The sequence below is a fragment of the Luteibacter mycovicinus genome (assembly GCF_000745235.1).
GTDB classification, from domain to species: domain Bacteria; phylum Pseudomonadota; class Gammaproteobacteria; order Xanthomonadales; family Rhodanobacteraceae; genus Luteibacter; species Luteibacter mycovicinus.
In genome coordinates this window covers 1,425,391-1,444,164 of record NZ_JQNL01000001.1, presented here as the reverse complement: position 1 = coordinate 1,444,164, position 18,774 = coordinate 1,425,391, and the positions used below count along the sequence as shown (strand labels likewise).

General features: G+C 64.9%; 14 protein-coding genes. 7 read left to right on the top strand and 7 right to left on the bottom strand.

Annotated features, from left to right (window positions below; genetic code table 11):
• Positions 1 to 196: 196 nt before the first annotated feature.
• From FA85_RS06585 to FA85_RS06575, 3 genes are read left to right on the top strand one after another with little or no spacing between them, the layout of a single operon-like run.
• Positions 197 to 1,993: an ATP-binding protein gene (locus FA85_RS06585; RefSeq protein WP_036110556.1), complete on the top strand. Its 1,797-nt coding sequence runs from the start codon at positions 197 to 199 to the stop codon at positions 1,991 to 1,993.
• Positions 1,990 to 2,436 carry a response regulator gene (locus tag FA85_RS06580; RefSeq protein ID WP_036110558.1) on the top strand — a complete coding sequence of 149 codons (447 nt, stop codon included), beginning with the start codon at positions 1,990 to 1,992 and terminating at the stop codon, positions 2,434 to 2,436. Before FA85_RS06585 ends, FA85_RS06580 begins: the two co-directional genes overlap by 4 nt.
• A 27-nt stretch (positions 2,437 to 2,463) precedes the next feature.
• On the top strand, positions 2,464 to 4,026 hold the full coding sequence (locus FA85_RS06575) for an ATP-binding response regulator (RefSeq protein ID WP_036110560.1): 1,563 nt from the start codon (positions 2,464 to 2,466) through the stop codon (positions 4,024 to 4,026).
• Between the two features lie 491 nt (positions 4,027 to 4,517).
• Here the strand turns inward: FA85_RS06575 and FA85_RS06565 are convergent, their stop codons facing one another.
• Both FA85_RS06565 and FA85_RS06560 read right to left on the bottom strand, forming a co-directional pair.
• Positions 4,518 to 5,924, bottom strand: a complete 1,407-nt coding sequence (locus FA85_RS06565; protein WP_036110564.1) for a sigma-54-dependent transcriptional regulator — start codon at positions 5,922 to 5,924, stop codon at positions 4,518 to 4,520.
• A gap of 67 nt (positions 5,925 to 5,991) precedes the next feature.
• Positions 5,992 to 7,635: a sensor histidine kinase gene (locus tag FA85_RS06560; protein WP_036110567.1), complete on the bottom strand. Its 1,644-nt coding sequence runs from the start codon at positions 7,633 to 7,635 to the stop codon at positions 5,992 to 5,994.
• Between the two features lie 273 nt (positions 7,636 to 7,908).
• Here FA85_RS06560 and sucC point away from each other — a divergent pair, with 273 nt between their 5' ends.
• The gene (sucC, locus tag FA85_RS06555) at positions 7,909 to 9,069 is read left to right on the top strand and encodes an ADP-forming succinate--CoA ligase subunit beta (protein WP_036110570.1); all 1,161 of its coding nucleotides are present in this window, start codon (positions 7,909 to 7,911) and stop codon (positions 9,067 to 9,069) included.
• A 13-nt stretch (positions 9,070 to 9,082) separates the two neighbouring features.
• On the top strand, positions 9,083 to 9,955 hold the full coding sequence (sucD, locus tag FA85_RS06550) for a succinate--CoA ligase subunit alpha (protein ID WP_036110573.1): 873 nt from the start codon (positions 9,083 to 9,085) through the stop codon (positions 9,953 to 9,955).
• A gap of 177 nt (positions 9,956 to 10,132) precedes the next feature.
• Here the strand turns inward: sucD and FA85_RS20795 are convergent, their stop codons facing one another.
• From FA85_RS20795 to FA85_RS06525, 5 genes are all read right to left on the bottom strand, one after another.
• Positions 10,133 to 10,831, bottom strand: a complete 699-nt coding sequence (locus tag FA85_RS20795; protein WP_051943323.1) for a zinc metalloprotease — start codon at positions 10,829 to 10,831, stop codon at positions 10,133 to 10,135.
• A gap of 377 nt (positions 10,832 to 11,208) precedes the next feature.
• On the bottom strand, positions 11,209 to 11,964 hold the full coding sequence (locus tag FA85_RS06540; RefSeq protein WP_036117129.1) for a L,D-transpeptidase family protein: 756 nt from the start codon (positions 11,962 to 11,964) through the stop codon (positions 11,209 to 11,211).
• Positions 11,965 to 11,976: 12 nt separating this feature from the next.
• Complete coding sequence (locus tag FA85_RS06535; RefSeq protein WP_036110576.1) at positions 11,977 to 13,068, bottom strand: dipeptide epimerase; 1,092 nt, start codon at positions 13,066 to 13,068, stop codon at positions 11,977 to 11,979.
• Positions 13,069 to 13,077: 9 nt separating this feature from the next.
• Complete coding sequence (locus FA85_RS06530; RefSeq protein WP_036110579.1) at positions 13,078 to 14,472, bottom strand: SH3 domain-containing protein; 1,395 nt, start codon at positions 14,470 to 14,472, stop codon at positions 13,078 to 13,080.
• 13 nt (positions 14,473 to 14,485) lie between these two features.
• Complete coding sequence (locus tag FA85_RS06525) at positions 14,486 to 15,634, bottom strand: DUF819 family protein (RefSeq protein WP_036110581.1); 1,149 nt, start codon at positions 15,632 to 15,634, stop codon at positions 14,486 to 14,488.
• 69 nt (positions 15,635 to 15,703) lie between these two features.
• On the opposite strand from FA85_RS06525, the gene FA85_RS06520 reads away from it, so the two are divergent.
• A complete protein-coding gene (locus FA85_RS06520) occupies positions 15,704 to 16,417 on the top strand; it encodes a M15 family metallopeptidase (protein WP_036110586.1) in 714 nt (237 codons plus the stop codon).
• Between the two features lie 60 nt (positions 16,418 to 16,477).
• Positions 16,478 to 18,094, top strand: a complete 1,617-nt coding sequence (locus tag FA85_RS06515) for an NAD+ synthase (protein WP_036110598.1) — start codon at positions 16,478 to 16,480, stop codon at positions 18,092 to 18,094.
• The last annotated feature ends 680 nt before the right edge of the window (positions 18,095 to 18,774 follow it).

Below are 18,774 nucleotides of genomic sequence, written 5' to 3'. Positions count from 1 at the left end.
TGGGCAAAAAGCAGACCTCCATAAGGACGGGTGCGCCATTCCTCATCTCTCCTGCCGGTTCCGGCAGGCAGTGAGGAATGGCGCGCCCGTCCTCGTGTTTCAGGGGTCGTGCCGTGTTCCGTCAGCGAATCAAGACATCCCGCGTCTATAATCGTGCCCTTAACAGGGCAGGTATCGTTGTGGGGATGACGGCAACATGATGGTAAGGATCGGAGCGCGCTGGCGGATCGCGGGCTTGCTCGCGGCCGTGCTGGTCATCGTCGCGCTGCCCTACGTCGTCAACCGGTCGAGTTCGGATGCCGCGCTGACCACGCGTGACTGGGTCACCCATACCGCTGAGATCAAGGCCAACGTCTACCGCGCCGATGCGATCCTGCGCGGTAGCGAAGCGGCGGCTTACAGCCTCGTCGCCGGGGCGCCGCCCGATCAGGCGCTGGAAGAACGCGTTTTGGCCACCCGCAAGCTGGTGCCCGGCCTCATCGCCGAACTGCGTACGATGATGGCCGACAATCCCGAGCAGCTCATGCGCCTGGGTGGCCTCGAGGCGACCGCGAATAGTCGCGCCTCGCTCAGTGAAAAGGCCTTGCAGCAGCTGAAGGCGGGCGACCGCGATGGCGCCTTCAGGACGATGGAAGACCTCAGGATCCTCTTCCCCATCCGGCAGACGGTGATCGATCTGCTTTCGGAGGAGTCGGCCCTGCTGGAGCAGCGTCGAGGCCAGGCGGTCGATTCGGCCACGGACAACCGCACGGTGCTGCTGATCGCGTCGCTGGCGCAGATCGCCCTGCTGGCGATCGTCGTGGTCGTCTCCGAGCGCCAGATCGCGATCCGTCTGAAAGCGGAATCCAAGGCCTCGGGCGCCGTGCATCGCTCGCAGCTGATCGTCCAGGCGGTACGCGAGCCGATCGCCATGCTGGACGCGTCGCTTCGTACGCTGCTGGTAAACAACGCGTTTGCCGAGCTGTACGGCTTCGATACCGAGAGCGACAAGAATCCGCCCCTCAACGAGATCGGTGAAGGCGCGTGGAGCGACACGTCTCTGCTGCAGCGCCTGAACGACGTGGTGGCGCGCGATCGGGAACTCTGGGATTACGAGCTGACCCAGCGCACGGTCGACGGCATCGATCGCTTCGTCGTCATCAATGCACGCCGCATCGAAGAGTCCGATGGCGACGCTCCGGCGGTGCTTCTGACCGTCAGCGACATCACGGCGCGCGCGCTGGTCGAGCAGAAGGTGAGCGAGCTCAATCGCCAGCTCGAAGGCAAGGTCGAGCAGGTCTCCGACGTCAACCGCGAACTGGAGGCCTTCAGCTACTCGGTATCGCACGATCTGCGCGCGCCTTTGCGTCATATCGCCGGCTTCGCGGGCAAGCTCGAAGCGCACCTCGCCGACCGGTCGGACGACCGCGTCAAGCATTACATCGACGTGATCAGCAGTTCGTCACGGCGCATGGCACAGTTGATCGACGACCTGCTGGTGTTCTCCCGCCTCGGCCGTGGCGCGTTGCGCCTGCAACCGGTCGACATGCAGTCGCTGGTGGAGGAGGCGCGCGCACTGGTCGAAACCGAAGCGCGCGACCGTCAGATCGAATGGCGCATCGCGCCGATGCCGATCGTCGTCGGTGACGAGAATATGCTGCGCACGGTCTGGCAGAACCTGCTGGGCAACGCCGTCAAATACACGGGTAACCGCGAGCGCGCGATCATCGAGGTCACGCTGGAGCGTACGTCCGCGGGCGATTACGAATTCACCGTGCGCGACAACGGCGCCGGTTTCGACATGCAGTATGCGACCAAGTTGTTCGGCGTTTTCCAGCGCCTGCATCGTGCCTCGGAGTTCCCGGGCAACGGTATCGGCCTGGCCAATGTGCGACGCATCATCGCGCGCCATGGTGGGCGGACGTGGGCCGAGGGGGAAACCGATCGCGGCGCCACTTTCCATTTTTCATTGCCGGTATCCGACGTTCCGGGTGCCCAGACAGGTGACTCATGAATCAGCGCGACCTGCGCACGATCCTCATCGTCGAAGACTCGATGGCCGATGCCGAGATGGCCATCGATGCGCTGCGTGAGGCCAAGCTCGCCAATCCCGTGGTGCACGTCGAGGATGGCGTCGACTGCCTCGACTGGCTGCACCGCCGCGGTCCGTACGCGAATCGCCCGGAGGGCGATCCGTCGGTGATCCTGCTCGACATCAAGATGCCGCGCAAAGATGGGCTCGAAGTGTTGAAGGAGCTCCGTGCCGAGGAAAAGTGGAAGCGTCTGCCGGTGGTGATCCTCTCGTCGTCGCGCGAAGAGAGCGATCTTGCCCGCAGCTGGGATCTCGGCGTCAACGCCTACGTGCTCAAGCCCGTGGACGTACAGCAGTTCTTCACGGCCGTGCAGACCCTCGGCCACTTCTGGGCGGTGCTGAACCAGCGCCCGGAAGGCGAGTGATTCCCACCAACGAGCCGAGCGACTGACATGGGCGGGCAGGGCAAGAACAACAAGGTGCGCATCCTTCAGGTCGAGGACAATGAGTTCGATGCCGAGCTCATCCTGTCCGAACTGGAGCAGGACGGACTCGATTACGAGGTGCTCCTTGTCGACGAGGAGGCCACGTTCATCGCCGGGCTGGATGACTTCCATCCGGACATCGTCCTTTCCGACCTGAGCCTGCCCGTTTTCAGCGGCGAGCGTGCGCTACAGCTGTTGCGCGAGCGCGACGTCGCGACTCCCTTCATCTTCATCTCGGCGACGCTGGGTGAAGAGGCGGCTATCGAGGCGCTGCGCAACGGCGCGACCGACTACATCCTCAAACACAATACGGCGCGCCTCGCGTCGGCGGTGCGCCGCGCGCTGCGCGAGGGTGAAGAGAAGCGTGCCCGTGCACGTGCCGAACAGGAACTGATTCGCGCCCAGCGCTTCGAGAGCCTCGCGTTGCTGGCGGGTGGCCTGAGTCACGATCTTCGCAATCTTCTGCAGCCGCTGTTGCTTGCGGGTGACACGCTTGAGGATTACGCCGACGATCCGCGCCTCGCGCGTCTGGGTACGCTGGTTCGCGATTGCGGCCGGCGCGGGCTCGAGATGGTGTCGTCGATGTTGTCGTTCGCGCGTGGCGCGCGTCGTGCGGAGCAGGTTCGCCTGGGCGCCTTGCTCGATGCGCTGAAGCTGCTGCTCCAGGGTAGCGTGCCGCGCACGGTGCAGATGAGCGTGGAGGTCTTCGATCCGGATGTGACCTTCGAGGGCAACCATACCGAGTTGCAGCAGTGCCTGCTCAATCTCAGCCTCAACGCCTTCCAGGCGATGCCCGCCGGCGGCACGCTGCGCATCGAGACGGCGCAAGCCAACCTCGCGGATGACTTCTTCCTCGAGGGTGAACAGCCGCTTCCAGGTCGTTACCTGCGCCTGTCGGTGATCGACACCGGTCTGGGCATGCCGCCGGAAGTGCTCGCGCGCCTGTTCGAGCCGTTCTTCACCACGAAGGAAAGCGGAACGGGTCTGGGCCTGCTTTCATGCAAGCGCATCGTCGCCAGTCACGGTGGCCTCATGCGTGTTCGCAGTGTTCTGGGTGAGGGCACACAGTTTCATCTTTACCTGCCGTTGAGCAGCGACGAGGAAGATTCGGCGCCGGCATCGATCATGGATGCGTCGCTCCAGGGCGAAGCCGAGCGTGTGCTGGTCGTCGTCGAAGAGGCGGTGCAGTTGTCACTGCTGGTCGATACGCTGGACGCTTATGGCTACCAGGCCGGCGCGAGCCAGAGTGGTACGGCGGCATTGCAGTGGATCGAAGCGCACGGTGTTCCCGACCTGGTCGTCATGGACGCGGACATGAACCTGTTCACCGGCGTGCGCACGCTGGCCGCCTTGCTCGAGCACGGTTACAGTCGCGCGGTACTGCTGCTCGCGCGCCCGGATTCACCGCCGAACCTGGACGAACTGCCCCAGCTGGATCATCTGTACGTGCTGGATAAGCCGATCCAGTCCAGGGCGTTGCTGCGCAAGGTGCGCGAGGCGCTTGAGGCGAGCGAAGCGAAATCAGGCTGATTTTTCAGAATCCTTCCATATCGCGGGCTTCTGTCGCTAAGTAACGTGGGCACCCATTAATTCTCCGGGGTGCCTGATGTACTGGGACACACACAAGAAAGCGAGAGCCATTCAGCGGAGGATGGCTTGTCGCACGCGTATCGCATGGTTCACCGCGGGGTCCCTGCTGCACCTGGTGCTCGCGGTGCTGGTGCTTCTCTGGCAAACGTCGTGTGACTCTCCCCGGTGTGTCGAAGGAATCCACTTCGACATCGTGCGGGGAGTGATGGGCGTCCCGCTCTTTATCACTCCATGGCTTGGACTTCCGTCGCCGGAGCTCGAGTTCCGTAGAGCCTGGCCACTTTTCGGATGGCTCGTACTCAATGCCTTGATGGCGGTGGTGTTCTATTGGGGGCTGACGCTTGCCTGCCGCCGCGGCTACGTCGCCTGGCAGGCGTGGCTCCGAACGCGCAAGAGGCCGGGACGCGCTTCGCGTCCCGGCTGATCGCCGGTCAGTCGATCCCGAGCTTCTTGAGCTTGTAGCGCAGCGCGCGGAAGGTAATGCCGAGCTTCTTTGCCGTCGCGGTCTTGTTGTAGCGCGACTCTTCGAGTGCCTTGATGATGGTGTCGCGCTCGATGTTCGAGATGAAGTCTTCGAGCGATCCGTCTGCACCGCTTGCCGCTCTTGGCGCCACGACGGCGGCCGCGCCGTTGGCTGGAACGGCCGGATCGGCGGTAGCAGGCGCTGGCACCGCCACACGCTGCGGCAACATCAGATCATCCGCTTCGATGATATCGCCTTCGCACATCGCCATCGCGCGCTCGAGGATGTTCTCCAGTTCGCGGACGTTACCGGGAAACTGGTACGCCTCCAGCGCGGCAAGCGCATCGGGCTGCAGGCGGCCCGGGGCGCCGCCGCCGGATTCTACGGCGAGCTGCTTCAACACGAACTCGGCCAGCTTCGGCACGTCGCCGCGACGCTCGCGCAGAGGCGGCACGCGCAGTTCGATGACGTTGATGCGATAGAACAGATCCTGTCGGAACAGGCCCTGCTCGACCAGCCCCGCCAGGTTCTTGTGCGTGGCGGACAGAATGCGCACGTCGACCGGGATCTCGTCGCGTCCGCCGATGGGGCGTACCGCTTTTTCCTGGATGGCGCGCAGCAGCTTCACCTGCATGTGCAGGGGCAGCTCGGCGACTTCGTCGAGGAACAGCGTGCCGCCCTGGGCGGCCTGGAACAGGCCTTCCTTGTCGGCGTGAGCGCCCGTGAAACTGCCCTTGCGGTGACCGAAAAACTCGCTTTCCATCAGTTCGGAAGGAATGGCGCCGCAGTTCACCGGCACGAAGGCGCCGGCGGCACGCGGACCCAGTTCGTGGATCAGGCGCGCGACCAGTTCCTTGCCGACGCCCGATTCGCCACCAATGTAGACCGGTGCCTGATTGCGGGCCAGCTTGGCGATCTTGCCGCGGACTTCGACCATCACCGGCGAATCGCCGATCAGACGATCGGCACCGGGCACGCCCCTGGCACCGGCTTCCGACTTGCGCTCCTCGGAAAGACGCAGCGCGGTTCGCACCAGACGACGCAGCAGATGGATGTCGACCGGCTTGGAGACGAAATCGAACGCGCCCGCCTTCAGCGCGTTCACCGCCGCGTCGACGTTGCCGTAGGCGGTGATCATCGCCACCGGCATGTCCGGGTGGCTGGCGGCGATCAGTTCGATGATCTCCTGGCCGCTGCCGTCGGGCAGGCGCATGTCCGTGAAGCAGAGGTCGTAGCGACGGGAGGCCAGCGCATTCCGCGCTTCGGTGACGCTGCCCACAGCGTCCACGTCGAGTTCCATTCGACCAAGGGTGATGGTCAGCAACTCGCGGATATCCCGCTCGTCGTCGATGACCAGTACGGACTGCTTGCTCATTGGATCCGAAAGGTTCGGTAATGGGGACAAATGTAACCGCCCGGGCGGCCTGCGCAAAGCGCGGCGTTCACGCGCGGGCCGCCAGGGGGACCGAGGCGGCGGTACGCGCCGGCGGCGTCAGGCTGATCCGGAAGCAGCTGCCACCCCCTGCGACCCGCACATATTCCAGCGCGGCCTGGTTGGCTTCGGTCATCTGGCGGGCCAGGTACAAACCAAGCCCGGTGCCGTATTCGTGGGTGGTGAAGAACGGCTCGAAGATCTGGGCCGCCACCTTCGGCGGGATGCCCGGGCCGCGATCGATCACCTCGAGGATGGGAATTCCGGCTTCGGAATGGCGCGCCACCAGCATCACGCGCGCCGGTTCGCCGGGCAGGCGGCCGTAGCGCAGCGCGTTCTGGACCAGATTCCAGATGACCTGCTGGAGGTGCTGGGGGTCCGCGACGGCGGCGACCGGCTCACTGCCGGACACCGCGCGCAGGATGTCCGCACCCAGATCGTTGCCCTGGCGGTACTCGGTCACGAAGTGATGCACCCACTGGCTCAGGTCGAGAGTTTCCGGCCGGGAGCGCTCGCGCCGGGACAGCTGGAGGATGTTCTCAATGATCTCGTTGAGGCGCGAGCAGTGGTTGTTGATGATCTCCACCATACGCAGGTCGGTGTCGTTCATGTCCGTGGATTCGGCCAGCAGCTGCGCCGAATAGTGGATCGCCGCCAACGGGTTACGGATCTCATGGGCGATCGAGGCCGACAGCCGGCCAAGCGAGCTGAGGGTGAGTTCCTCGGCGCGGCGCGACACCAGCGACGTATCGTCGAGGAAAATCAGGACGTGGGAGTCGTCGTTGGGCGCCAGGCGGGAAAAGCGCGGAATCACCTCGGGGGTGCCATCGGCCAGCATGGTCGCGCTCTCGTCCAGCTTGCCGGACGTGCGCCAGTGGTACAGGCGCCGCGACAGCTCGGGCGCCAGACTCCCCAGGTCGCGCTGCTCCGCCGAAGGATTGCCCATCAGCATCCATGCCGACTCGTTGAGCTGATGGATCCGGTTGCCTTCGTCGACCAGCAGCACGCCCGTCTTCATGCGACGGATGATCAGTTCGTTGACCTGGGACAGGTTGGCCAGATCGATGCCACGCTGTTCGGCCAGGGCTTCCGACGCGCGGATGTTGCGCCCCAGGACGTAGCACAGCGATGCGCAGGCGAAATAGGCGGCACCGAACAGCGCGTACTCCACCAGCTCGCGGTCCGAGCTGGCGGCGGCTTCCAGGTCGAACAGGGAATGGCCGAGCATGCCCAGGGTGGCCAGCGCGGCGAAGAACATCGACAGCCGGAAGGGCAGCAGCAGCGCGCCCGTCGCGATGTTGACGGCCAGCATCATCGCCACGCCCATGCGGACATCGTGCATCAGCACCAGGGCGAGCAAGGCGGCTGCGATGTCCAGGGTCAGACCGATCGAGACGATGAGGATGGGGCGATGCAACGTGCCCCGGGTCCGGGAAACCATGACCAGGGCGGCGAAGAGGTAGGCCAGCGCAAGCACCCGGGCGAATACGGGTTCCGGCAGCGCCGGCCAGTTCATGTGCTCCGGACGGAACGCCAGGGCGGTGTAGACCGCCGCCTGGCCCAGCCGGAAGTAGTTGAAAAAGAACAGTTCGTGGCGTGCGGTGGTCTGCACCGCACGGGAGCGGGCGGCCAAGGTCGGCGCGGGCGTGGACACGTGGGTGGTTCTCCGCCGGTGGCCCCCCAGGGCCTCGATGACCGCCAGTATAGGCGGCGGCGACCCCGGGGCAACACGCAGTTCCAGCAGCGAAAAAGGGCGAAAAGCGACGAAATGTCGCGGCGCCTCTTTCCATCCGGGGCGCCTTCCGGGAAAATACGCGGCCGTATTGCGTCATTTTGGCGCAATCGATCGATTCATCCCCCACTCCCGTGCAGGCCGCTCCCGGCCCGCATGCATTCACACGCTTCTCCCGTTCGCTCGAGGTATCGAATGAATTTCCACGAGTACCAGGCTAAAGAACTGTTCGCCAAGTACGGCATCGCCGTGCCGCCGGGCAAGGTTGCCAACTCTCCCGATGCCGCTGTCGACGCCGCCAAGCACCTTGGTGGTTCGCAGTGGATGGTCAAGGCCCAGATCCATGCCGGCGGTCGCGGCAAGGCCGGTGGCGTCAAGTTCTGCCGCAGTCTCGACGACGTGCGCGCCGCTGCCAAGGGCATGCTCGGCACGAACATGGAAACCTACCAGTCCGCCGGCCGTGCGCTGCCGGTGAACCTGGTCCTGGTCACCGACGCGACCGACATCGCGAAGGAACTGTACCTCTCGATCCTCACCGATCGTGACACCAAGTCGATCTCCTTCATCGCCTCCAAGCACGGCGGCGTGGACATCGAGCAGGTGGCCGCCGAAACCCCGGAAGACATCCACACCTTCCAGGTCGATTTCGTCGAAGGCCTGCAGCCGTACCAGTGCCGCGATCTCGGGTTCAAGATGGACCTGAATCCGAAGCAGGTCGGTCAGCTCGTCAAGATCATGCTTGGCCTGTACAAGCTGTTCAACGAGAAGGACCTGGCCCTGGTCGAGCTGAACCCGCTCGCCATTCTCGAAGACGGCAACCTCGCCGCCCTCGACGGCAAGGTCAACTCGGACGACAACGCCGAGTTCCGTCACGCCGACCTGGCCGCCATGCGCGACCTCACGCAGGAAGACGCCGCCGAAGCGGCCGCCGTCCAGCACAACCTCAACTACGTGACGATGGACGGCACGATCGGCTGCATGGTCAACGGCGCCGGTCTGGCCATGGCCACGATGGACGTGATCAAGCTGGCAGGCGGCGAGCCGGCCAACTTCCTCGACGTCGGCGGCGGCGCCACGAAGGAGCGCGTCTCCGAAGCGTTCAAGCTGATCCTGTCCTCCGACAAGGTGAAGGCCATCCTGGTCAACATCTTCGGCGGCATCGTCCGTTGCGACCTGATCGCCGAAGGCATCATCGCCGCGGTGAAGGAAGTGGGTCTGCAGATCCCGGTGATCGTGCGCCTGCAGGGCACGAACGTCGAAAAGGGTCGCGAACTCCTGGCCAACTCGGGTCTGGCGATCACGCCGGCCGACGATCTCAACGATGCGGCCCGCAAGGCCGTGGCCGCAGCGGCCTGAGGAGCGAATTCTAATGAGCGTCCTGATCAACAAGAACACCAAGGTCCTGGTCCAGGGTTTCACCGGACAGCAGGGTACCTTCCACGCCGAACAGGCGATCGACTACGGCACCAAGGTCGTCGGCGGTGTCACGCCGGGCAAGGGTGGCTCGGAGCACATCGGTCTGCCGGTCTTCAACACCGTGCGTGACGCGGTCGACCAGACCGGTGCCGACGCCTCGGTCATCTTCGTGCCGCCCCCGTTCGCGGCCGACTCGATCCTCGAAGCCATCGACGGCGGCATCAAGATCATCGTCACGATCACGGAAGGCATTCCGGTGCTCGACATGATGCGCGTGAAGAACGTGCTCAAGTCGCACCCGGACGTCGTGCTCGTCGGTCCGAACTGCCCGGGCGTCATCACCCCGGGTGAGTGCAAGATCGGCATCATGCCGGGCCACATCCACAAGCCGGGCAAGGTCGGTATCGTCTCGCGTTCGGGCACCCTCACGTACGAAGCGGTGTTCCAGACCACGAACGAAGGCCTCGGCCAGTCCACCTGCATCGGCATCGGTGGCGACCCGATCAACGGTCTGAACTTCATCGACTGCCTGAAGCTGTTCCAGGACGATCCGCAGACCGAAGGCATCATCATGGTCGGCGAAATCGGTGGCAGCGCCGAAGAAGACGCGGCTGAGTTCATCAGCCAGTACGTCAAGAAGCCGGTCGTCTCGTTCATCGCGGGCGCCTCGGCACCTCCGGGCAAGCGCATGGGCCACGCCGGTGCGATCATCTCGGGCGGCAAGGGCACGGCGGAAGCCAAGTTCGCCGCGCTCGAGAAGGCAGGCGTGACCACGGTCAAGTCGCCGGCCGACCTCGGCAAGACCCTCGCGGGTCTGATGAAGTAATACCCCGTTCGCTTCGTCGAGCCTAAAGAGCCGCGGCTTTCGGGTCGCGGTTTTTTTATGCGCGCATTTCATCCACAGCCTGTGTGGATACCGCCTGCATAACGCTGTGCATAAGTCGGGGATGCCCAACGTGGGCAAGTGGTTAGCTCATGTTGGTCATTTCCTGATCAGCGGGCGTCAGTCGGCGACCAGCGGGCCTCGTCGGCTCCCGACGTCCGCCCCGGGGTTCTCGATGATGTACTTCCGCATGCGCCGTTGGTTCTCCGGCGTATAGGTGTAGCAGTTGCCGCGCAGGCTCAGGGATGAGGCATACATGTTGCTCTCGCACCACCAGCCTCCCGTGTAGTTGACCGCACCATGCTCGTGGTCTGCGCCGAACAGGTGGCCCAGCTCGTGAGCCACCACCCGGTAACGCCCGTTGATCGATGCCATCGCCGTGCTGCCACCCTGCCACGCAATGCCTGACGCGCCTGGCTGCGGTACCTGGGGGGTGATCAGGAGGAACTTGCGCGTATGGGTGGGCGTCATCCCCTCGCGGTCGGCCCAGGCCATGACGGTGTGGGTCCAGTCGCCCAGCGCGGCGTCGTGCATGTAAGGAATGTCGGTAACGCCGTTGACCGGCGGCAGGTAACGCACCTGGATGCGCGCGAACGGCACGACCTTGCTCATGTCGGCAAGCCACCACGCGACATAACCGGCGTGTATCCGTTCGTGCGACATGTAGTGCCGGACGTCATCGTGTACGAAGAGATGGATGTCGAGCCGAGGCGGTATCGGCGCGCTGGCGTCGCCTTCGGCAGCGAGCGCCGGCAGGGACATGGTCAGCAGGAGGGCGAAGGCCATGTTCGGGCAGGTGAGGCGGCGCGTATCAGTCATCACGATTCCGTGTGCTGGAGAGACAGGCCAGGCAGCTTAGCCTTTCGTTACGGGCTCTTCTGTCGGCGAAGCACGCCGCTGGCAAAGTGCTCACATGGATCGCTTCATTCGCTGACAGCGAGAGTCGGGGGCGATGGCGATTCATCCACAGCCTGTGTGGACAGTCGCTGCATAAGCATGTGCATAACTCCGGAAACCCGTCGCGTGACAGTCGGTTGCGTTGCGCTGCTTATTTTTTGCCCACCGCCCCGGCGAATAGAGCGCGCTTATCCACAGCGAATGTGGATACGATCTGCATAAGGGTGTGGATAACTGACGATTCGTCTTTCCCACCATCGACTTGCGTTTCGCTGGTCAATGAGTGACCACCTGGCGCCCTAGAGCGCCGGCAGATTCCAGGCGCCACGAAGCCTCGCGTATTCGCCTCGCGGCAGCAGCACGAACACGGGTTTCTTCTTCGGGTCGAGCCACGCGAGCAGTCCTTCCATGGCTTCGTCGGTCATCGCCGTGCATCCGGCGGTCGGCGATGTCGGTGACTTCCACAGGTGCGCGAAGATACAACTGCCCGCGCCCTTGCGTCCCCCGGCGTTGTGTTCGATGACGAAACCGATGCGATAGGCGTGGTCGCCGTTGAAGTGCAGGTCGCGCCGCATCGCCTCCGTGGCCCCTTCCACCGCGCGGTGCCCTACCTTGTTTTCGTCGACCAGCTGGTTGTAGTAGGGCGAGCCGTCGACATCGACGCAGTAATCGGACGCCGTGAGCCCCCGGTAGGGGAGCGCCGTGCCGTTTCGTTCCGCGTAACCGAAAGCTTCGCCGATCCGGAATATCCCCGCCGGGCTGCGCCCGTCGCCTTCGACCTTCGGCGGGCCGTCGGTCTGCGGCGGATGCAGTCCCATGCCCCATGCGCTGCCACCTTTGCCGATCGTGACCGGTACCGGCGACCCGACCGCCCGCCAGCCACTTTCTTCGCGTTCGAAACGGCGAAGCATTCCCTGCGTGGCGTCCCAGTTCTCCGTGGTGACCACGATCATCTGCCGCGATACCGACCAGGCCACGGGCGCCTCGAAGGCGATGGCGAGCCCCATGATCGAAAGAAGAAGCGATACAAGCAGAAAGCGAGGGAGGCGACGCATGCGGATCACCATTCAGAGAGGCTCGAGGCCGCGAACCGAGCGAATGCCCAGGCCCGGAAGGGGCGGTATGGAAAGGTGCGACTCATCGAAGTCGACGCCGCCGTCCACCGGATTGAACGTGCACAGCGAGGGTCCATCCAGGTCGATCTTCGTGATGACGTTGGATCTTGCAACGGCCACATGAACGGCCGCCGCCACGCTGATGCTGCTTTCGAGCATGCAGCCGATCATGCATTCCATACCGTGCATGGCGGCGATATCCGCCATTCGCAGTGCACCGGAGATGCCGCCCGTCTTCATCAGCTTGATGTTGACGATGTCCGCGGCGCGCAGGCGGATGAGTTCGAGCAGATCCTTCGGGCCGAAGGCACTTTCATCCGCCATGATCGGCGTATCGACGTGGCGCGTGACGTGTCGCAGGCCTTCCAGATCATGCGCATTCACCGGTTGCTCCACGAGTTCCATGCGCACGCCAGCGTCTTCAAGCTGGCGAATCGCGCGCACCGCTTCCGCGGCGGTCCAGCCCTGGTTGGCGTCGAGACGCAAGAGCGCCGATTCGCCGACGGCGGTATGAATGGCCCGCACCCGGACGATATCGTCGTCGATCTTCTTGCCGATCTTGATCTTGAGCGAGGTGTAGCCACGGGCGATGGCGTTCAGTGCATCGGCGACCATCGTGTCGACGTCGTTCACGCTGATGGTCAGGTCGGTGGATAGCCGTGGATGACCGCCACCGAGCAGCTGGTAAAGCGGTGCGCCGTGGTATTGCGCCCAGAGATCGTAAATGGCGATCTCCGCGGCTGCCTTGGCGCTCGTATTTTTCTCCAATGCGCTTTGAATGAGGCCGACGACGCGGTTGAGATCGGCGATGTCCTCGCCGATGAGACGCGGCGCGATATGCCGACGTACGGCTGCGATGATCGACGCATACGTCTCGCCGGTGATCGCCGCCGTCGGAGGCGCCTCGCCGTAGCCGACATGGCCATCATCGGTGTGGACTGTCACGACGATGTCCTCCACGCTGTCCACCTCACGAAGCGCCGTACGGAACGGTGTGCGTAGCGAAACGCGAAGCATGGACAGACGGATCTCAACGATCTTCATGGCACGGCCTCACCGGATGCGGACGATGCTGGTCATGCGATCGACGAAGCTGGTGTCCTTGCCGAACATCAGTGGCAGTAGCGGGGTGACGGAAACTTCGTTGAGTTTGATGCGATGCAGGGTGGTGTTTCCCTCACGGAGGCTGATACCACCGACGTCGTGAATCACGTACGGCTGGCCGTCCACCTTACCGATCACCATCATTACGTGGCCCGGAATGTAGACGAGGTCACCGACCTCAAGCGCCATCGCCGCGGCGACGCGGGCATCGTGACCGTCCTTCGACGTGTATGCCGTGTGCGAAAGACCCGGGCTCGACGCCTGGTCGCCCGTGTTGCGCGGCATCTGCACCCCCATACTGCGATAAACGTCGGAGACGAATCCGCTGCAGTCGCGGCCGTTGAAATCATGCCCCCAGCCGTAGCGCTCGCCGAGAAATCGAAACGCCTGGCGAATCACGTTGGCGCGGGTGAGCGGAAGATAGTCGGCCTCGGAGGGCTGATTGCGCTGGAGCAGCGCGGGCCGGAAGGACAGAGCGCCTTGTGCGTCGCGCACCGGCAAACTGAGCACCCATGAGGTATACGGATGCTGTCCGTTGACCGGTTGGCCTGGCGACAGCGACGTGTCCAGCGGGATGCGCGTGCCCATGTCCAGCTGCAGCTCCGAGAGCGCGGGTGCCTCGGGCGTGAACACGGTGTGCGGTGCGGCGCCGGTGATGACGCGGAAGGGGGTGGCGTCGGCATGGGCAAATACCTGCGCCGCCGTCCCATAGGCGATCGCCTCGGCCGGTGTCCATGCCGCGTAGCGTGCGCTGACCGCGAACACCCAGCGACCATCGGCACTGCTGTGCACGACGACGACCGGGTCGCCGGGGAAAAGCGCGCTTTCCTGGAATCGATCGATGTCGGTATCGACGGGCTGCGTGAACACGCGCGCATCGGTGGCATGGCTGCGTAGCGGTGCGCGACGCACGGCCATGCCATAGCGTGGTGTCACTTCTGAAGGAATGGCGTTCGTCGCATCGTTGGCGAGTATCGAATCGATGGCGCTCGCCGGCAGTGACTGGCCTTTCGCGTCGAACAACGCACGGGCCGGGCGCTGAGAGACCCTGTCGATCCAGACCATGACCTGGTCGCGCGTCAGCGACGATGGCAGATGGCGGATGTCGTGCATCGAGGGATCGAGGCGCCGCAGCTTATCGTTCAGCGCCGCGATGGCTGGCGCGTCGAGGACGACGCGATCCGCGTCCGGCAGCCGTGCGACCCACCAGTCAGGCGAGAGCTGGGCATCCGTCACGCCGGGGATGCCCGTATCGACGATCGGCGGTGGGCTCGCCAGCGACGCCATCCCCGGAAATCCGGCGAGGAGGGCGGCGAAGAGCAGGCGATGGCGAAACAGGGGCATGCGGGGATCCCGGTCAGAAAGCGAGTCTGGACAGCACGGCCGCGACGACGAGGCCGAAGCCGGTACCAAGGATATAACCCAGCAGCGCCAGCAGGATGCCGACCGGTACCAGCGAGCGCGAATATGTGGCCGCCAGAACCGGTGTGGCCGCCACGCCGCCGATATGTGCCAGTGAGGAGATGCCGCAAAGGTACAGGTCGAAGTGGAACACGCGCGCCGCCGCGCACAGGAGCACGGCATGCAACGCGATCACCGTGACCCCGCACAACAGGTAGATCGGCGCGGCGGCGATACCGGCGAAGCTGCTTTGCGAGGCGAGCACGGCGACGACGGAAATCAGCAGGGCGCTCGACACGGCTTGTGCGCCGGGCACGCGTGCCAGTGGCGTATGCGCGACGATCAGACCGGCGACCGTCGCGACGAGAATGGTCCATGTGGTCGCGGAGACCATGCTGCCCACGGGGAGTAGCGCGGCCACGCCCGGGGCCAGTGCCGCCACCAGCAGCGCGAAGCCCAGCCAAAGCAGCACGCCGTCCATGGTCGCCGGCGCGCGCGGTGCGGTTTCGGTCACGATGAGGTCGGCACTGGAGGTCGCACGTGTCCAGCGGTTAAACGCCGGTGCCAGGCGTGCAACGGAGAACAGCACCACCACCCACATCGAATAGCAGAGCGCATCGGTGAGCAGCGCGGTCGCCAGTGAGGTGTCCGACATGCCGATGGCCTGCTTCACCGCGATGAGGTTGGCCGTTCCGCCCACCCAGCTGCCCGAAAGAGACGCCAGCGGTTTCCAGCCATCGCCCGGCAGCCAGTGACGGAACAGCAGGAAGGCCACGATAAAGGCGATAAACAGGCTGATCGAGGTGCAGACGAACACGCCGAGCACCCGCGGACCCAGGCGGAAGATCGCGCGCAGATCGCAGCCGATCATCAGAAGAAAGAGCAGGGCGGGAACCAGGTGCCCCACGATGACCGACTGGGCGGCGTGGATGCCGGGCGATGCTGACCAGAGTCCGGCGACCGACAGGGCGGTGACGCTGAGGTAGGTCAGCACGATGGGCGGGAGGACCTCGAACACCTTCCAGCCGAACCGTCGCTCGATCGCCGGCCAGAAGCCCGCGACGAGCAGCATGACGGCCAGATAGGGCCAAACCGATTCGATCATGCGTTTCTCCGCAGGCGACGGGGCATGATGTCAGCAAATGCGACTCGATGGGCATGGCAAGATGGGCACATGACGATCCGGCCCTGGCCCCTCCTGCTGCTGTCGCTGGTGCTCACCTGCGGTCGCTCCGTCGCGACCGACACGCCGCACCTGTCCGCGGCGCGTACGCCCGCCGACGCGGGGCTGACGAATATCCGCACGATGGCGCCGGATATCGCGGAAGACATGAAGTACGCGGCCCCGGACAATTTCACCGGCGCCACGGTGCCGGGCTATCTCGCGCCGGCCTGCCTGCTGCGCACCGGCGCAGCGCGGGCCCTTGCTCAGGTGGAGAGCGATCTGCGCCCGCAGGGCTACCGGCTGCGTCTGTGGGACTGCTATCGCCCGGCGCGCGCCGTGGCGGCCTTCGTCCGCTGGGCGGGCGATCTGTCCGATACCCGCACGAGGGCATCGCATTATCCCGCCCTGCGCAAGGACCAGCTGTTGGGCGAGTACATCGCTCCGGTGTCAGGTCATAGCAAGGGCGCGACGGTCGACCTCACCCTGATGCGGTGCGAGGGCTTCCATTGCACGCCGCTCGACATGGGCACGGACTTCGACTTCTTCGATCCGCTGGCGCATACGGACGATCCGCGCGTCACACCGCTTCAGCACGAGAACCGCCAGCGCCTGCTGAAGGCCATGGCGGCGCGCGGGTTCGTCAATTACCCGCAGGAGTGGTGGCATTTCACCCTCTCCGGCGCGGCCGATGGCGACACGATCTACGACGTACCGGTGCAATGAGCCCGCGTCGGCGCAACGGTGGCTTATCATAGGCAGTCCCCGCGACCGCACGGATTCCCGATGTCCACCTTTCGCTTCGCCCTGGCCCAGTTCGATTTCCCCGTCGGTGCCACAGCCGACAACGCGCGACGGGTCAAGGCGCTGGCCGATGAAGCGCGCGATCGCCTCGGCGCGTCGCTGATCGCCTTCCCCGAGCTGACGCTGTCCGGCTACCCGCCCGAGGACCTGCTGCAGCGTCCCAGTTTCCTCGAAGCCTGCCATCGCGAACTGCATGCCCTGCTGCCGGCCATCACGGGTATTTCGGCGGTCGTCGGCTACCCGGATGCGCAGGGCGAGGTTTACAACGCGGCGTCGCTCATTCGCGAAGGCACCCTGGAGTGGACGTACCACAAGCAGGCGCTGCCCAATTACACCGTGTTCGACGAGAAGCGCTATTTCCAGCATGGCGACGCTACGCGGGTGTTCGCGATCGAGGGTGTGCAGGTCGGCATGCTGATCTGCGAGGACATCTGGGAATCGGACCCCGCCAGCCGCCTCGCCGGCGCTGGCGCGGAGCTGATCCTCGTGATCAACGCGTCGCCGTGGGACAAGCGCCAGGCCGCGACCCGGGAGGCACTGCTGCGCGACCGCGCCCGCGAGACCGGGCTGCCGATCGCCTACGTAAACCTCGTCGGTGGTCAGGACGACCTGCTGTTCGACGGCCATTCGCTGCTGGTGCAGGCCGATGGCGAGATTGCGGCGCGCGCTCCCTCCTTCGAGGAAATGCTGCTGACGGTGGAGTTAGATACCGCCACGCGTCGCCTCACGGCCGTGGACTGGCCGGCGCCGGATACCCGCTCGCCGGAGGCGCTGATGTATGACGGTATCGTCCGCGGTATCCGCGACTATATCGGCAAGAACCATTTTTCCGGTGTGTTGCTGGGTCTGTCGGGCGGTATCGATTCCGCCCTGACGCTCGCGATGGCGGTCGATGCGCTGGGCAAGGACAAGGTCACGGCCATCATGATGCCGACGGAATACACCTCGGACCTGTCCCTGCGGGAAGCCAAGGCCCAGGCCGAGCACATGGGCGTCGAGTACCACGTGCTACCCATCGAAGGCATCTACGAGGCCTTTACCGGCGCTCTGGCGCCGGTGTTCGAGGGTCGCAAACCCGACATCACGGAAGAAAACCTGCAATCGCGAACCCGCGGCGTGCTGCTGATGGCGATGTCGAACAAGACCGGCAAGCTCCTGCTGTCCACGGGCAACAAGAGCGAGATGGCGGTGGGCTACGCCACGCTGTACGGCGACATGTGCGGCGCCTACGCGCCCCTGAAGGACGTCTACAAGACCGTGGTCTACGCGCTTTCGCGGTGGCGCTCGGCGATCGACGGAGCCATTCCGGCGGCTGTGATCGAGCGTCCGCCGTCGGCGGAACTGCGCCATGAGCAGACCGATCAGGATTCCCTGCCGCCGTATGATGAACTCGATGCGATTCTCGAGCACTTCATCGAGGGCGAGGCCTCGGCGGAAGACATCATCGCCGCCGGCCACGACGACGCCACGGTGCGTCGCGTGATCCGCATGGTCTTCATCAACGAGTTCAAGCGCCGTCAGGCGGCTCCGGGGCCGCGCGTCACGACCAAGGCTTTCGGACGCGAGCGGCGGTATCCGATTACTTCGGGGTGGCGGTGAGCCACTTAGAGCTAAGAACTAAGAGCTAAGAGCTGAATGCTCGGCTGGCGCCATCGCGTTTGGCTTTGTCGCGAGCGTGTTGTGTCGCGTTGGAGAGTCGGCGGGGGTGACCCTCGAGGCCACGCCTGCGGCGACCCCTCAGGGAAAGGCGGCTACCGCCGCCGTGTATCAATGGCCTTCGGCCGGGTCGGGCTTCGCCTGGGGGTTTTCGAGTCGGCTGTCCCTGCCTCCCCGAAAACGGCCGGTCATCCCTGACCGGCCCCGCCTGCGCGGCCTTGTCCAGTCGAAGCCCTCGCCTGCGGCTACCGGCCTCGAGGGTCACCCCCGCCGTCTCTTGCCTGCACTGAGGTGGGTGGTGGTCGAGCGGGTTTCGGCTTCACCGCTCCGTCGGCAATTGCCAGCAGGCTGGCCCGCATCAAAGCCACCGCCGCCAGCATGGCCCCTGCACGCTGCACGCCTCATACCGCACGCCGCATGCTCTGCCTGCCTGCCTGCCTGCCTGCCTGCCCGCACGCTCGCACTCGCCGCGCCGGGTAGGAGCGAACCCTGTTCGCGAACCCTCAGCCAGGCTAAGGCGAACGAGGCCATACACCCCAGGCAAGCGAGCGGTCCCATCCAACGGAGCGAACCGCCGCTCGACCCACCCGCAACCTCAGTCCCCCAAAGAGCCGGTGGGTGCC

Coding starts and splice junctions, on each gene's coding strand:
- FA85_RS20795 (WP_051943323.1), bottom strand. CDS start 10,831: ATGACTGATACGCGCCGCCTCACCTGCCCGAACATGGCCTTCGCCCTC.
- FA85_RS06515 (WP_036110598.1), top strand. CDS start 16,478: ATGTCCACCTTTCGCTTCGCCCTGGCCCAGTTCGATTTCCCCGTCGGT.
- FA85_RS06520 (WP_036110586.1), top strand. CDS start 15,704: ATGACGATCCGGCCCTGGCCCCTCCTGCTGCTGTCGCTGGTGCTCACC.
- sucD (WP_036110573.1), top strand. CDS start 9,083: ATGAGCGTCCTGATCAACAAGAACACCAAGGTCCTGGTCCAGGGTTTC.
- FA85_RS06525 (WP_036110581.1), bottom strand. CDS start 15,634: ATGATCGAATCGGTTTGGCCCTATCTGGCCGTCATGCTGCTCGTCGCG.
- FA85_RS06535 (WP_036110576.1), bottom strand. CDS start 13,068: ATGAAGATCGTTGAGATCCGTCTGTCCATGCTTCGCGTTTCGCTACGC.
- FA85_RS06580 (WP_036110558.1), top strand. CDS start 1,990: ATGAATCAGCGCGACCTGCGCACGATCCTCATCGTCGAAGACTCGATG.
- FA85_RS06585 (WP_036110556.1), top strand. CDS start 197: ATGATGGTAAGGATCGGAGCGCGCTGGCGGATCGCGGGCTTGCTCGCG.
- FA85_RS06575 (WP_036110560.1), top strand. CDS start 2,464: ATGGGCGGGCAGGGCAAGAACAACAAGGTGCGCATCCTTCAGGTCGAG.
- FA85_RS06540 (WP_036117129.1), bottom strand. CDS start 11,964: ATGCGTCGCCTCCCTCGCTTTCTGCTTGTATCGCTTCTTCTTTCGATC.
- FA85_RS06530 (WP_036110579.1), bottom strand. CDS start 14,472: ATGCCCCTGTTTCGCCATCGCCTGCTCTTCGCCGCCCTCCTCGCCGGA.
- FA85_RS06565 (WP_036110564.1), bottom strand. CDS start 5,924: ATGAGCAAGCAGTCCGTACTGGTCATCGACGACGAGCGGGATATCCGC.
- sucC (WP_036110570.1), top strand. CDS start 7,909: ATGAATTTCCACGAGTACCAGGCTAAAGAACTGTTCGCCAAGTACGGC.